This window comes from Marinobacterium lacunae (genome assembly GCF_000705555.1).
In the GTDB taxonomy this organism is placed as follows: domain Bacteria; phylum Pseudomonadota; class Gammaproteobacteria; order Pseudomonadales; family Balneatricaceae; genus Marinobacterium_D; species Marinobacterium_D lacunae.
This window is the reverse complement of record NZ_JMQN01000018.1, coordinates 82,154-96,413: the sequence shown is the minus strand read 5'-3', so window position 1 is coordinate 96,413 and position 14,260 is coordinate 82,154. Positions and strand designations below refer to the sequence as shown.

13 protein-coding genes and 1 tRNA gene are annotated in these 14,260 nt (G+C 54.7%); 12 read left to right on the top strand and 2 right to left on the bottom strand.

Annotation, left to right across the window (positions count from 1 at the left end; genetic code table 11):
• Positions 1-12 precede the first annotated feature (12 nt).
• From fcl to ADIMK_RS07270, 6 genes are read left to right on the top strand one after another with little or no spacing between them, the layout of a single operon-like run.
• Positions 13-978 carry a GDP-L-fucose synthase gene (gene fcl / locus ADIMK_RS07295; RefSeq protein ID WP_036185674.1) on the top strand — a complete coding sequence of 322 codons (966 nt, stop codon included), beginning with the start codon at positions 13-15 and terminating at the stop codon, positions 976-978.
• Positions 978-2,240: a glycosyltransferase WbuB gene (locus ADIMK_RS07290; protein ID WP_081849702.1), complete on the top strand. Its 1,263-nt coding sequence runs from the start codon at positions 978-980 to the stop codon at positions 2,238-2,240. Before fcl ends, ADIMK_RS07290 begins: the two co-directional genes overlap by 1 nt.
• The gene (locus ADIMK_RS07285; protein WP_036185671.1) at positions 2,215-2,682 is read left to right on the top strand and encodes a GDP-mannose mannosyl hydrolase; all 468 of its coding nucleotides are present in this window, start codon (positions 2,215-2,217) and stop codon (positions 2,680-2,682) included. The genes ADIMK_RS07290 and ADIMK_RS07285 overlap by 26 nt, the downstream gene beginning before the upstream one ends.
• 24 nt (positions 2,683-2,706) lie before the next feature.
• Positions 2,707-4,116: a mannose-1-phosphate guanylyltransferase/mannose-6-phosphate isomerase gene (locus ADIMK_RS07280; RefSeq protein ID WP_036185668.1), complete on the top strand. Its 1,410-nt coding sequence runs from the start codon at positions 2,707-2,709 to the stop codon at positions 4,114-4,116.
• Between the two features lie 19 nt (positions 4,117-4,135).
• Complete coding sequence (locus ADIMK_RS07275) at positions 4,136-5,902, top strand: SLC13 family permease (protein WP_036185665.1); 1,767 nt, start codon at positions 4,136-4,138, stop codon at positions 5,900-5,902.
• Between the two features lie 33 nt (positions 5,903-5,935).
• Positions 5,936-6,292 carry a VanZ family protein gene (locus ADIMK_RS07270; RefSeq protein ID WP_051692656.1) on the top strand — a complete coding sequence of 119 codons (357 nt, stop codon included), beginning with the start codon at positions 5,936-5,938 and terminating at the stop codon, positions 6,290-6,292.
• On the opposite strand, the gene ADIMK_RS07265 is transcribed toward ADIMK_RS07270, so the two are convergent.
• Positions 6,289-7,635 (bottom strand): O-antigen ligase family protein, encoded by a 1,347-nt coding sequence (locus ADIMK_RS07265; RefSeq protein ID WP_036185663.1) that lies wholly within the window; start codon positions 7,633-7,635, stop codon positions 6,289-6,291. The genes ADIMK_RS07270 and ADIMK_RS07265 overlap by 4 nt on opposite strands.
• A gap of 274 nt (positions 7,636-7,909) precedes the next feature.
• Here ADIMK_RS07265 and ADIMK_RS07260 point away from each other — a divergent pair, with 274 nt between their 5' ends.
• The 6 genes from ADIMK_RS07260 to ADIMK_RS07235 all read left to right on the top strand — a co-directional run bounded on the left by ADIMK_RS07260 (position 7,910) and on the right by ADIMK_RS07235 (position 13,957).
• Positions 7,910-8,401, top strand: a complete 492-nt coding sequence (locus ADIMK_RS07260; protein WP_051692654.1) for a hypothetical protein — start codon at positions 7,910-7,912, stop codon at positions 8,399-8,401.
• Positions 8,402-8,478: 77 nt separating this feature from the next.
• Complete coding sequence (locus tag ADIMK_RS07255; protein WP_036185661.1) at positions 8,479-9,642, top strand: outer membrane beta-barrel protein; 1,164 nt, start codon at positions 8,479-8,481, stop codon at positions 9,640-9,642.
• Positions 9,643-9,724: 82 nt separating this feature from the next.
• The gene (locus ADIMK_RS07250; protein WP_197027498.1) at positions 9,725-10,267 is read left to right on the top strand and encodes a polysaccharide biosynthesis/export family protein; all 543 of its coding nucleotides are present in this window, start codon (positions 9,725-9,727) and stop codon (positions 10,265-10,267) included.
• 2 nt (positions 10,268-10,269) lie between these two features.
• On the top strand, positions 10,270-12,510 hold the full coding sequence (locus tag ADIMK_RS07245; RefSeq protein ID WP_036185659.1) for a GumC family protein: 2,241 nt from the start codon (positions 10,270-10,272) through the stop codon (positions 12,508-12,510).
• Positions 12,511-12,515: 5 nt separating this feature from the next.
• Entirely contained in the window at positions 12,516-13,247 is a 732-nt protein-coding gene (locus ADIMK_RS07240) for a tyrosine-protein phosphatase (RefSeq protein WP_231517014.1), read from the top strand.
• A complete protein-coding gene (locus ADIMK_RS07235) occupies positions 13,247-13,957 on the top strand; it encodes a hypothetical protein (protein ID WP_036185657.1) in 711 nt (236 codons plus the stop codon). Before ADIMK_RS07240 ends, ADIMK_RS07235 begins: the two co-directional genes overlap by 1 nt.
• 176 nt (positions 13,958-14,133) lie before the next feature.
• On the opposite strand, the gene ADIMK_RS07230 is transcribed toward ADIMK_RS07235, so the two are convergent.
• Positions 14,134-14,210, bottom strand: a tRNA-Ile gene (locus tag ADIMK_RS07230).
• Positions 14,211-14,260 lie beyond the last annotated feature (50 nt).

The window sequence follows — 14,260 nt, the reverse complement described above, 5'->3', positions numbered from 1 at the left end:
AGGCGCCCATCGATGCAACGCACTGTTTTTGTCGCTGGCCACAAAGGTATGGTCGGTTCGGCCATTGTCCGCCAGCTCGAGGCCAAAGGTTATAGCCATATCCTGACCGCGGCACGAGAGGAGCTTGATCTGTTAGATCAGGAAGCGGTCCAGAAGTACTTCCGAGATAACGAGATCGATCAAGTTTACCTGGCCGCCGCGAAAGTCGGTGGCATTCAAGCGAATAACGTATATCCGGCACAGTTCATCTATGAAAACCTGATGATCGAGGCCAATATAATTCACGCAGCTCATATGAGTGGTGTGCAGAAGCTGCTGTTTTTGGGGTCTTCATGTATCTACCCCAAACACGCGGAACAGCCTATGCGGGAGGACGCGTTACTGACGGGAGTGTTGGAACCCACCAATGAACCCTATGCCATCGCCAAGATCGCCGGTATCAAGCTGTGTGAAAGTTATAACCGCCAATATGGCAGGGATTATCGCAGTGTGATGCCGACCAACCTGTATGGTCCCAACGATAATTTTCATCCGGAAAACAGTCATGTGATTCCCGCCATGATGCGCCGTTTCCACGAAGCGGTACTAGCTGGGCAGGATGAGGTTGTCATCTGGGGGACAGGCACGCCGATGCGCGAGTTCCTGCATGTGGATGATATGGCTGCAGCCTCGGTTCATGTGATGGAGTTGGATGAAGCGCTCTATCAGGCCAATACCCAACCGATGCTATCCCATATCAATGTCGGCACCGGCATTGATTGTACTATCCGTGAGTTGGCAGAAACGTTGGCGAAAGTCACGGGGTTTAAAGGTTCGCTGCGTTTCGATACCACTAAACCCGATGGCACGCCCCGCAAACTCATGGATGTGTCACGCTTGGCTTCTCTAGGTTGGCAGGCCTCGATTGGCTTGGAGGCCGGTTTGCGCAGCACCTATGAGTGGTTCATGACCCATGTTGATGATGCGCGGATGGGTTGATGAAGATTCTGCTTTACGGGATCAACTACAGTCCTGAACTTACAGGTATTGGGAAATACTCTGGTGAGATGGCTCACTGGCTGGCCCAGCAGGGGCACGAGGTGCGGGTAGTGACCGCACCTCCTTATTATCCTGAATGGAAAGTTGGCCCTGAATATTCGACCTGGCAATATCAAACGTTGATGGAAGAGCGCGTTCGCGTAACGCGTTGCCCTCTCTACGTGCCGTCCAGCCCCTCCTCGTTTAAACGTGTTTTGCACTTGGCTAGTTTTGCTTTCAGTTCCCTATTCCCTGTATTGGGACAGTGGCGGTGGAAGCCGGATCTGGTGATTCAAGTAGTACCGACGCTGTTCTGCTCATTGCCAACCTTGCTGTTAGGGAAGCTAACCGGAGCGCAACGCGTGGTCCATATTCAGGACTACGAGGTCGATGCGCTCTTTGGGTTGGCACTGGCGAAAGGCGGCCGTTTGAAAGGGATCGCCTTCGTTGTCGAGCGCTGGTTGCTGAACCGGTTTGAACGGGTTTCCACCATTTCTGAGGGGATGCTCAAGCGCGCCCGCCAGAAAGGGGTGGAGGAGAGCAAGCTGCTGTTCTTCCCCAATTGGTCGGAGGTATCCCGGTTTTGTGGTGTGGAGAAAAATGCCCAACTGCTGAAAAACTTGGGCGTCGATCCTGCCAAGCGAGTGGTGCTGTATTCGGGAAATATGGGGGAGAAACAGGGGCTTGAATCAGTCATCGAAGCTGCTCATCGACTGAATAAACGGGATGATCTGCACTTTCTTATGGTGGGCGATGGTGCTGCAAAGCAACGCCTGATTAACCTGGCAAGTCACCTTGAATTGACGAACTTAACCTTTGCACCACTTCAGCCCTACGAACTCCTGCCTTCCCTGTTGGCATCGGCGGATTGCCACTTGGTAGTACAGAAACGCGGTGCGGCGGATGCTGTACTACCCTCCAAATTGACTAACATACTGGCCGTTGGGGGCAACACAGTGATTACGGCAGATCCGGATACAACGCTGGGGATGCTATGCACTCAATATCCGGGGATAGCGGAGTGTACTGAGCCTGAATCGGTTGATGCTTTGGTGTCTGGAATTGAGCGGTCACTGTCTAAGCCTGTGCCAAATACAGTTGCTGCCGATTACGCTCGGGATTATCTCGACAAGGATGTACTCCTTGCTCGCTTTGTTGCAGTGTTCAGTCCACAGCCTTGCTCTTGCGAAACTGAATATGTGGATCGACACGGAAACCTTTAAAACAGTCGTCTCCGTTACCCCTTTGGTTTCGATCGATTTGGTAGTGGAGCGTGCCGATAGTTATATCCTTCTGGGGCAGAGAACAAACCGTCCGGCACAAGGGTTCTGGTTCGTACCGGGTGGCCGCATTCTCAAGAGCGAGACGCTGGATGACGCGTTCAGACGACTCACCCAAACCGAATTAGGCCTAGCCTCTGAGCGCAAAGAGGCCCGCCTGTTGGGCGTGTACGAACATTTTTATCCAGATAGCATGTTTGGGTACGACGCGGGCTCCCCTTCGACCCATTATGTGGTGCTCGGTTACCACCTGAGGCTGGATGCATGCAAAGATCTGGAGCCTCCTCACCAGCAACACAGCGCCTATCGTTGGTGGCATCCTGATGAAATGCGTCAAGAGGCACGTGTACATGAGAACAGCCGCGCCTATTTAGCGGCTCTCTGATAAAACTATACAGGAATCAATTTTATGCTTTACCCCGTCATTATGGCTGGTGGCAACGGCTCTCGTCTCTGGCCCCTATCGCGCCAACTGAATCCCAAGCAGTTCCTGCCCCTGGCGGATGCAACTCTCACCATGCTGCAGGCAACGCTGAATCGGCTTTCCGATTTGGATGTTGCGCTACCTTGCCTTATCTGTAATGAGCAGCACCGCTTTTTGGCAGCAGAGCAACTACGGCAGATGGGGATGGAGCAGGCCAATATCCTGCTGGAACCGGTAGGACGCAACACCGCTCCAGCCATTGCGCTGGCAGCGTTACAGGCCATCGAGCAGTCGGATGATCCAGTACTGCTGGTGCTGGCTGCCGACCACCTGATCCGCGATGTAGACGCCTTTCACCGCAGTATCCAGGTGGCATTGCCCCAGGCTGAGGCGGGCAAACTGGTCACCTTTGGCATAGTGCCCACCCATGCGGAAACCGGCTACGGCTATATCGAGCAGGGTGATGCGTTGTCGGATGGCGGATTTACGGTGAGTCGCTTCGTCGAAAAGCCGGATGAAGCGACAGCGCAACAGTACCTGGAAAGTGGTCGCTACCTTTGGAACAGCGGTATGTTCCTGTTCAAAGCCAGGCGCTATCTTGAGGAGTTGGGTTACTTCCGTCCCGATATCCTAGATGCCTGTCGCGCGTCGTTGGTCAACGCGAGCCAGGACATGACCTTTACCCGTGTGGATGCTGAAGCCTTCGCCGCCTGCCCGGATGACTCCATCGATTATGCCGTGATGGAGAAGACGGATGATGCAGTGGTAGTGCCGCTGGACGCTGGCTGGAGTGATATTGGCGCCTGGTCGGCGCTGTGGGATGTTAGCGACAAGGATGTGGATGGCAATGTGGTGAAAGGCGATGTTCTGAACCACTCCTCACGCAACAGTTACATCCATGCCGATAACCGCCTGGTGGCGACGGTTGGTGTCGACGACCTGGTCATCGTGGAAACCAAGGACGCCGTTCTGGTTGCGCACAAGGACCGGGTGCAGGATGTAAAGAAGGTAGTTGAACGGTTGAAGGCCGAAGGGCGTCGCGAGCATCTGAACCACCGTGAAGTCTATCGTCCCTGGGGTGTCTATGACTCCATCGACAATGGAAAGCGTTACCAGGTCAAACGTATTACCGTGAAGCCGGGTGCGAAACTGTCGGTGCAGAAACACCACCATCGTGCCGAGCACTGGATTGTGGTCAGCGGTACCGCCAAGGTGACCAATGGTGACAAGACCTATCTGGTGACCGAAAACCAGTCCACCTATATCCCGGTGGGCCAGGTACACGCCTTGGAAAACCCCGGTGTTATCCCGCTGGAGCTGATCGAGGTGCAGTCCGGTTCCTATCTTGGAGAGGACGATATCGTGCGGCTGGAAGATAAATATGGCAGGGCTTGAGTAGCGGGAGCTCATTTCTTTGGAAACGGATGCCATTCTTACCCTTTGTACTGTAGGCGCAGTACTTGTTGCACTTGCGGCCACGAGAATACCTGCCGATCTGATCTTGATGGCCGCGCTCGCCTTCTTGGTGATTAGCGGTATTCTCACTCCGCCCGAGGCGCTGGCGGGCTTTGCCAATACGGGCGTGATAACGATTGCGACACTGTATGTGGTAGCGGCTGGCCTGAAGGAGACCGGTGCAGTGCAGTGGGTGGCCATGCGCTTGCTGGGCCAGCCCCGCTCCGTGCGCGGGGCGCTGGGGCGAATGCTGCTGCCGACCGGCGCACTGAGCGCCTTTATGAACAATACCACCGTGGTGGCGATGTTTATTCCCGCCATTCAGGACTGGGCGCAACGCCTGCGCATTCCTGCATCCAAGCTGCTGCTGCCGCTGAGCTATGCCACCATTCTGGGCGGTACCTGCACGCTGATCGGCACCAGCACCAATCTGGTGGTTGATGGTCTGCTGCAGGCCGAAACTGATATGCACCTTGGCCTGTTTGAGTTGGCTTGGCTGGGCGTTCCGCTGCTGCTGGTTGGCCTGGCGTTCCTGCTCTTGTTGTCCGATCGACTGTTGCCGGCTCGAGGCGGGGTTGATGAACAATTGGAGCAGGTGCGAGAGTACGGGGTGGAGGTAGAGGTAGAGCCTGATGGGCCCTTGGTGGGGCGGACGATCGCACAAGCGGGTCTGCGTAGTCTGACTTACGGTTATTTAACCGAAATAGATCGGCAAGGGCGTCTGATTACTGCAGCCGAACCGGACCGTATGCTCAACGCAGGCGACAAGCTCTATTTCATCGGTGCACCCGAATGCGCGAGTGAGTTGCGACGCATACAAGGCCTCAAACCTGCCAACGGGAGTATTCATAAGCTCGACGTCGAAAATCACCAGAGATGCATTGTCGAGGTTGTGTTGGGCCCGGAGTTTCCCGCACTCAATGTCAGTGTGCGCGAATCGCGGTTTCGTACCCGTTTCAACGCCGTGATCCTGTCGGTCTCCCGCGAGGGCAATCGAATACCGGGAAAACTGGGTGATATCGAACTCAGGGTGGGCGATACGCTGTTGTTGGAAGCGAGTCACCAGTTTGTCGAACAGTACCGTTTTCGGCGCGACTTCCTGTTGGTCAGCGCTTTGAACGACTCTACTCCGCCGGATTTTCGCAAGGCGCCCTGGGCATTGGGCATACTGCTGGCGATGGTGGCGATCAGTGCCATTGGGCTCCTGCCCATTATGGAAGCCGCATTTCTGGCCGCCGGCGCAATGATTGGCAGCCGCTGTGTAACGGCTGGCAAGGCGCGCCGTTATATCGATCTTCCGGTGCTAGTGGTAATTGCAGCCTCATTCGCGCTTGGTAATGCTATGACGGTAACGGGGGCTGCAACAGCGATTGCCGATACATTATTGTTCGCAGAGGGGCTATCGCCTTGGGTAGCGCTCGCATTCGTGTATGTATTGACTGCGGTGTTCACTGAAGTAATCACTAACAATGCGGCTGCGGTGTTGATGTTCCCGGTTGCTATGGCTGTCGCTGAACAGTTGGGCGTAAACTTTTTGCCCTTTGTTATCGCGGTCATGTTTGCGGCATCAGCGAGTTTTATATCGCCTCTGGGCTATCAAACTAACCTGATGGTATTTGGTCCTGGGCGCTACCGATTTGCGGATTACATCAAGATCGGCGTACCTATGAGCGTGTTGGTAGGCAGTGTGTCGATTGGTCTGATTCCTTTTATATGGCCTTTTTAAGGTTTAATTCACATAGCTTATTGGAACCGCCAAGTGCGTCAGATTTCCCCCACGAAGACCTTTATACTGCAGCAGACTCTATTCTGGTGTGTGCTGGTGGCGATTCTGTATGGCCTGCTCAGGCCGCAGTCACCGCCTGACCTGTTCTACCAGTCAGACAAGTGGATGCACCTGTTAGCGTTCTCGGCGTTGGCTTTTTGTGCTGGCGTCGCTTTTTGTTCGAAATTGGGGTGGCGTGTTTGGGCAGTGCTGCTTTTTGTGGCGCCTGTATTGGAGTGGGTACAGCATTGGGTTCAGCCCCACCGGACGTTCAGTTGGGAAGATGCCCTCTCTAACATCGGTGGGGTAGTGCTTGGTTGGCTGGCTTTCTGGATATTGACACGCCGTTAGGTCGTATGTGAGCGGGATTTTCGATGATTACCCGCCAGCACGGCGATGGCGGCGACTGTTACGAATGTCGCAGCGTTGGCCGGAATCTGAAGGTTAAAATCCGTTGCTGAATGAATCAGTATCCCGAGCATCGCCATGGAGGCACCAAACCCTATACCGCTTCGATACCAGGATTCCCGGTGCCAGAGTGCTTTGAGTGCGTGACGTAATGCGCCGATGACGAACAAACCAAGCATTAGCCATCCGATCATCCCATACTCGATGGCGAACTGTAGGTAGTCATTATGGGCATGGTCAAAGTGAAGCTGGATCTCTGGCCCAGGGTAGGTTTGAAAACTTGATTCGAAACTGCCAGCGCCAAAGCCTGTTATAGGCTTCTCGATGAACTGCTCCCAGCCATACTCAAACACGTCCAGACGCACCTCGTTTTTACGCGCGACAACCTCGCCGTTTTCAACCACATTCTCGACACGCGTATTGATAAGTCGATCTTTGAGTCTATCCAAACCAAAGAACTGACTGATCACCAGAACGTCGATCAGGATCAGGCTGGCCAGTATCAGGCTGTTGCGAACCCGGTGTTCTTTGTTTAGTAGTACGAAAATGCCGCCGATGACGAGCAGTGAAGCGAAAAAGGCGGTGTTGCCCATGCGTGAGCGGGTCATCACCAGGGCAATAACCATGATCACCAGCGCCAGACGCAGACGGGCTTTCGGCCCCATCAGCATCTCCAGCACGTTGCGCCAATGCAGTGGCGCGCCATCGCGAAGTGCCATCAGCAACCCGATGCCCAGCCCAAGTGTCATCACCAAATAGCCGGCCAGATGGTTGCGGTTAACGTAGGTGCCGGTGGCTACCCCAAGATAATACTCCTTGGGTTTGAACAGCAGCCATTCGAGTCCGGATAGCGTCATCAGCGTGCCATAGAACGCTTGTAGGGTACCGCTGACCAGCAGCACGCTGATCAGCAGTGTCAGACGCTTGCGGGTATGGAAAAGGCCGACGATCAGGATAAACAGAAAGCTGTAGCCAAGCCCGAGCATCAGGTTTTGCAGCGTGGAGCCTGAGTCGGCTGTAATGCCAAGCGCCCATTGCAACGCGACCCAGACTTGGGTGGCGAGAAGCAACATAAACAGGGGTAGGGCGGGCTTGAGTGCCCGGTTGTGCGTCGTAGCTTTGTTAAGCTGCATCGCTGCCCAGCAGCCGGTCAGTAAAGTTGCGACGATACAGAACAGTGCTTTAGCCCAATCGCTGTTGCTGCCGCTCGGCAATGGGACCCACACCAGCAGTACCAGGGTAAAGAAGATCAGGGTTGACTCAAGGGGTGAACGTACCTGATTCATGTAATTGACTGCTCCCTGGCTTTCATTTTGGGTTAAACGTTTTCCTGTAGGGGCCGACCCTTACAGATAGCTCGCTTGGTTCCGAGCGCATATTATGTCGCACAGGCGGCATAAAAAATGGCCTGTTAACTGGCCATTTAAGCGACAAGCTCATAAAATCAGCGGATTATACGTTTTATGGTGCTGTCGTTGCACCGCAAAAAGGATATTTAGGGATCACCGGGCTCAACGCCTGCCTTATACGCTGGAAAACAAAATCTCGGGGGAAGTTATCATGCGTAAAACTCTTTCTGCTCTCACCATGGCGGTTGCTTTGGCATCCGGTTCCGCAATGGCTGACGAAGCCACACTGAATGCGTTGAAAGCGGCAGGCGTGCAGATGTCTCAGGCGGTAGCGGATCAGGTGAAAGCTGCCGAAGGCGCGGCGATTGCCGATGCCGTTGCAGAAGTCGTGAAAGGTCTGGGTGATGATGCTGTTGCAATCGAAGCGGCGATCAAGGCAGCGGTAACTGCCGCGCCTGATTATGCGGTTGCCATTGCCACCGAAGCCGCCAAGGTTGCACCCGATCAGGCTGATACCATCAAGACTGCAGCAGCAGCTGCTGCTCCGACCAAAACCGATGATATCAACAGCAGTGTCGACAAAGCGGTGGCGTCTCTCTCGAACGACGGGGACAACTCCTCAGATGGTGACACCACTGTTGTGAACACGACGAATACACCCTCTGATAACGGGGGTAACGGTTCCGCCAGCCCGAACACTTGATCGAATTTTCGATTGCGCTCCTGGTAACAGGGAGTGCCAGAAACCTGAATGGAACAGTAGAGAAAGGGCTTTCTGCCATGCGTAAAAATTTTGCACTGAACACTCTGAGCGTGTCCGTATTGCTGGCGACCAGCGGCAATGCACTGGCTATTGAAGCGGCATCGATCGATCTGGGTGGGGTTCAGTTCACCCCGACCCTCGAACTCTCCGAGCGTTATGATGACAACTTCCGTGAAGTTGGCACCAATGAAGACTCCTCATGGATTACCAGCATCACCCCGACCTTTGTCCTGGCGGCGAAAGATCGTGTGAATCTGTATTCGGTAACCTACTCGCTCAACAGTGAAACGTATCATTCATTCCGCAATGATGACAACGTTGACCATCATCTGGATCTGGATGCGCACATGGAGTTCACCTCGCGCAGCCGTCTGGATCTGAATGCCGGTTATGACAAGGTTGAAGAGACGGCCGATACCGAAATCGATGGTGTCAATGACAAGTACCATACCTATAACATTGGTGGTGTGTACGGCTATGGAGCCCAGTCTGCCAAAATGCAGCTGGAGTTCGGCGCGAACCAGGAGTGGAAGCGCTACGACAACAAGGGCGGCCTGAACGACGATCAGGAGCGCGATACCACCAGCCTTTCGGCCACGGCTTACTACCGTGTAGCGCCTAAAACCCGTGCTTTGGCCGAGGTGCGTTATACCGATTACGATTACGAGTCGAGCAGCTCTACCCTTGATAGCGATGCGACGGCTTACCTCGTCGGTGTGACCTGGGATGCAACGGCCAAAACCAGCGGTACTGCCAAGTTTGGTTGGGGTGAGAAAGAGTTCGATGATGCGTCCAAAGATGACGCTGATAAGAGCATGTGGGAAGTGGGGGTCACCTGGGCTCCGCGTACCTACTCAACCTTTACCCTGCAGACGCGTCGTGGTTTCGAGGAAGGCTCCGAAGGGGCTGAGAACTACATCGATACCACCAGCACAAGCTTGGGCTGGAACCACGAGTGGTCATCTTACCTGTCGTCCGATCTTAACTATACCTTCATCAATGAAGACTACGAGAATGATCGCGAAGACGATACTAACCGCATCGGCGCTGGCTTGACCTATGAACTGCGTCGCTGGATGAGCGTCGGCGTGGGTTACCAGTACAAGGATGTCGATTCTAACGTCGCGGGCGAGTCTTACGATCGCAACCTGTATCAGGTAAAGCTGACCATGGGGCTGTAAGCGCAGTCTCTCAGATTGCCGCTTGAAAAAGGGGGAGCTTGTCTCCCCCTTTTGTCGTAAAGATGTTTGAGGCAGATATAAGATGATTCAACGTTTGCTAGCGCGTGTACTGGTGCTGCTTTCGCTTTCCATCCTTTCCGTTAATGCGTGGTCGGCCGGTGATAGCCAGTATCGGCTTGGTTCGGGTGATGTCATTAGCATCAATGTATTCGGTGAAGAGGATCTCAGTTTTGAGCAGCTTCGCATGACCGATGCCGGTACGTTTTCATACCCGTTTTTGGGCGAGGTCCGCGCACTGGGGTTAACCGCCGCAGAGTTGGAACAGCGGATTATCAAGGGCTTGAAAGGTGACTACCTGATCGACCCCAAGGTGTCCGTCAGTATTCTGGAATACCGCGATTTCTTCGTGAACGGTGAGGTTAAAGAGCCCGGTGGCTACCCGTTCAAACCGGGGCTAACCCTGCGCAAGGCGATTGCCCTGGCCGGTGGTTTTACTGAGCGGGCGTCAAAGAGCAAAATGTCGATTATCCGCGAAAACGGCAACGACAAGCGCACGTTTAACGCTGACTTGGATACCAGGATCGCGCCAGGCGATATCATCACTATCGAACAGAGCTTCTTCTGATTATGGATACAGGTTTCAACCAACAGGAAAGGGCGTCACTGGCTCAGCGCATAGTGGATGATGAGATCGATCTGTTGCAGCTGTGGCAGACAATTTGGCGCCGTAAATGGAGCATTATTACGCTCACGCTGGTCGTGATGATGCTCGCAGCGCTGGTGGTATTGAGCGTGACCCCTATCTACAAGGGTGTATCAACGCTATTGATCGAGCAAAAGGCGGCCAAGGCCGTGTCGATCGAAGATATTTACGGGCTCGACGGTGGTAGCAACGAATACCTTCAGACGCAGTTCGAACTGCTTAAGTCCCGGGAACTCGCAGAGCGCGTTGTACGAGAGCTAAACCTGACGACTCACCCGGAACTGGACCCGCGCCAGCAGCCCGAACCGCTGATCGATATCAGTGGCATGCTCAAGTCGTTTGATATTCGCAAATGGCTGCCCATTGCAACGCCCGCCGATTTCGAGGCGTCTGATGAACTGACGGAAGCGCAGATCTTCGACAGGGTGGTTCTGGCGTTCATGGAGCGTACGACTATTTCACCGGTTATGAAGACGCAGCTGGTAAAGGTCGAGGTAGAAATGGCGGATGCAGCGTTGGCGGCTCAGGCGGCGAATGCACTGGCCAACGCCTATATCGAAAGTCAGCTTGAAGCCAAGTTGGACATGACCCAGACGGCAACGAACTGGATGAATGAGCGTCTATCGACGCTTAAATCCAAGCTTCAGGAGTCTGAGCGTAATCTGCAGGCGTTTCGTGAAGCGGAGAATCTGGTTGATCTTGAGGGTGTAACCACCGTTGCCGGTGGCGAGTTGTCACAGACAGGTGATCGTCTGATTGACGCCCGTAGAAGCCGTGCCGAGGCCGAGAGCCAGTATCGACAGGTTGCGTCGATGAAGAGCGCTGGTTGGGAGCGTTTGGCAACCGTGCCGGCTGTACTGAGTAACCCGCTCGTGCAGCAGTTCAAGGCAGAGGAGGGGCGGGCCCGGTCCAAGGTGCAGGAGCTGTCGCGCCGTTACGGACCGAAACACCCGAAAATGATCTCGGCCAATACCGAACTGTCCGCTGCAAGCGCCAACCTGCGCTCGCAAGTTGAGCAGGTGGTGGCTTCAATCGAGCGTGAATATCAGCTGGCAACCGCTAACGAGCGCTCGCTGCAGGGCTCCTTTAACCGCAACAAGGAGCAGATTCAGGATATCAAGCGTAAAGAGTTCAAGCTGCGCGAACTGCAGCGCGAGGTCGATAGCAACCGCTCCCTGTACGATACGTTCATGACGCGTCTGAAAGAGACCTCTGCTACATCGGATTTCGAGGCCGTTAATGCTCGAATCGTTGATCCGGCGGTAGTGCCGGAAGATCCGGTGAAGCCTAAGAAGTCGTTGATTGTCGCGATCGCCGGCTTGTTGGCCATGATGGCGGGCATCGGTATGGTGTTGCTGCTTGAGTTCCTGAACAACACCTTCAAGAGCACGGAAGATGTCGAGGGCAAGCTCAACCTGCCGGTGCTTGGTATTCTGCCGATGCTCAAAGGCAAGCAGCGTACTGATGTGGCGCGTATGGTGTTGAATGATGGCGACAAGGCGTTTACCGAGTCGATCCGTACCATCCGCACCGGTGTGGTGCTCTCCGGTCTGGATAACCCACACAAGGTGCTGGTCGTGACGTCATCCATTCCGGGTGAAGGTAAAAGTTCTGTTGCAGCGAACCTGGCATTTGCCATGGCGCAGATGGAAAAGGTGCTGCTGATCGATGCCGACATGCGCAGGCCGACTGTTGCCAAGAACTTTGAGTTCCCGGTCGGTACGCCCGGTCTAGCAAACTTGGTGGCCGGTACTGCCAAACTTGAGGACTGCATCAAGTCGGTTGAGGGCGATGTGGATATCATCTCGGCCGGTACTGTACCGCCAAATCCGCTTGAGTTGCTGTCTTCGCAGCGTTTTGCCAAGGCGTTGCAGGTACTGGAAAGTCGCTATGACCGCATCATCATCGACTCGCCGCCGACTCAGGCGGTGAGCGACGCGCTGGTGCTGTCGACGCACGCGAATGCGTTGATCTACGTGATCAAGTCTGAATCCACCGCGATTCCGTTGGCGAAGCGCGGTGTTGGTCAGCTGTTACAGAACAACGCACCGGTGACCGGCGTTGTGCTGAACCAGGTCGATGTGAAGAAAGCGAAGAAATATGGCTATAACTACGGTGGTTACTACGACTACTACGGTTATAGTGGCTCAACGAAAGAGGCCTAAGGTCTATGGGGATGGTGGATCTGCACAATCATCTTCTGCCCGGTATCGATGACGGGGCGGAAGATCTTGGCAAGTCGCTTGAGCTGGCCCGTATTGCGGTCGGTGACGGCATCACGCATCTGGTCTGCACTCCCCATATTCATCCCGGGCGTTATGACAACTCGCCTGACACGATTCAACCCGCGCTTGAGGCGTTTCGCAGTGGCTTGATTAACGCCGGAATAAAGCTGAGCGTATCGTCCGCTGCCGAGGTGCGCTTCGGGCTTGAATTGATGGAGGGCGTTGCCCGGCAGGCGATCCCTTTTCTTGGGGAGTGGCAGGGGCGTAAGGTGCTCCTGCTTGAGTTTCCTCACGGAGAGATACCTTTCGGGGCCGAGCGTTTAACGCAGTGGTTGATCGACCGTAAGATACTGCCGATGATCGCCCATCCCGAGCGCAACAAGGCGCTGATGAAAACGCCCTCCAAGTTAAAGCCTTTTTTGACTCAGGGGTGCCTGCTACAGGTCACGGCAGCCTCAGTAGCTGGTCGCTTTGGTGAAGCTGCTGAGGCGTTAGCGCACCAGCTGCTTGCGGAAGATCGCGTGACAGTACTGGCAACGGATGCTCATAACGTCGAGCACCGCCCCCCCATACTGCGCGAGGGGGTAAAAGTGGCCGCCCAGTTGTTGGGTGATAAAAAAGCGGCAGAGCTTGTCACGACGAATCCTTGGTCAATTGCTCAGGTACATTTCAGCTAATGTCCTCATCCCGCCGTCCGGTTGAACTTCCTTGGCGCAAGCCTTTCTGCGTGCTGTTGCTCCTGCTGTGTTTGCCGATGCTATACCTATCGGTGACCTACTTTCTGGCAGGCGTTTCATCGGCTCAAGCCGAAATGTTTTTGCGCGACTGGAGTAGCAAAAAGACACCGCCATCAGAGCCCGCCTGGCAGGCGGCACAGGCGGCGGCAGAACGTTCAGTGAGTTTGGTTCCGGGCACCAACGGTGACTACTGGGATCGCTTGGGACGTGTCTACGAATGGCGCTATCTGAGTCAGCCATTTGGTGCAGATAGCGCGCAGGCAAGCAGGGAGCGTGCGTTGGAAGGTTACCGGGCTTCGGTTAAGGCGCGACCCTTGTGGCCCTATACCTGGACGCAGTTGGCCTTCATTAAACTGCGTTTACTGCAATTCGATGATGAGTTCGATCAAGCACTGGTTCAGGCGTTTAAGCTCGGCCCCTGGCGGATGAATGTGCAGGCGCAGCTGGCTGAGGTCGGCATGATCACCTGGCCTCAGCTGAACCCTGAACAGAAGGCGTCTACCTGGGAATCGCTTGAGCGTACTCTTCGCCACTCCCCTCAGCGTGCCCGTGTGTTGCAGGATCTCGCCAAGCGTGCGGGCCTATACAATGAGCTTTGTGCTGCCCTCGACCCTGCGCTGCTAGCGCAGCGAAAGTGGTGTAACGAATAATCTAGCCAGCCCATACATTTGTCCGGCATAGCCTTGTCGACATAACTCCGATACCGAATTGCTGCTCTGACTCATGCTCTAGCGTGAGCGGCGTGGTGCGGTTTGGCCCGCGTTGGGATGGTGGACACTTTGCCCGTTATAGGTAGTGGTGAGGTGAGCTAAGTGTTTGAAAATATTGGTGGGCCCAGCAGGACTTGAACCTGCGACCAATGGATTATGAGTCCACTGCTCTGACCAACTGAGCTATAGGCCCTAAGAGGAGCGCCAATGATACCGGTGCGGTAACATTGGCGCAATAGTTTG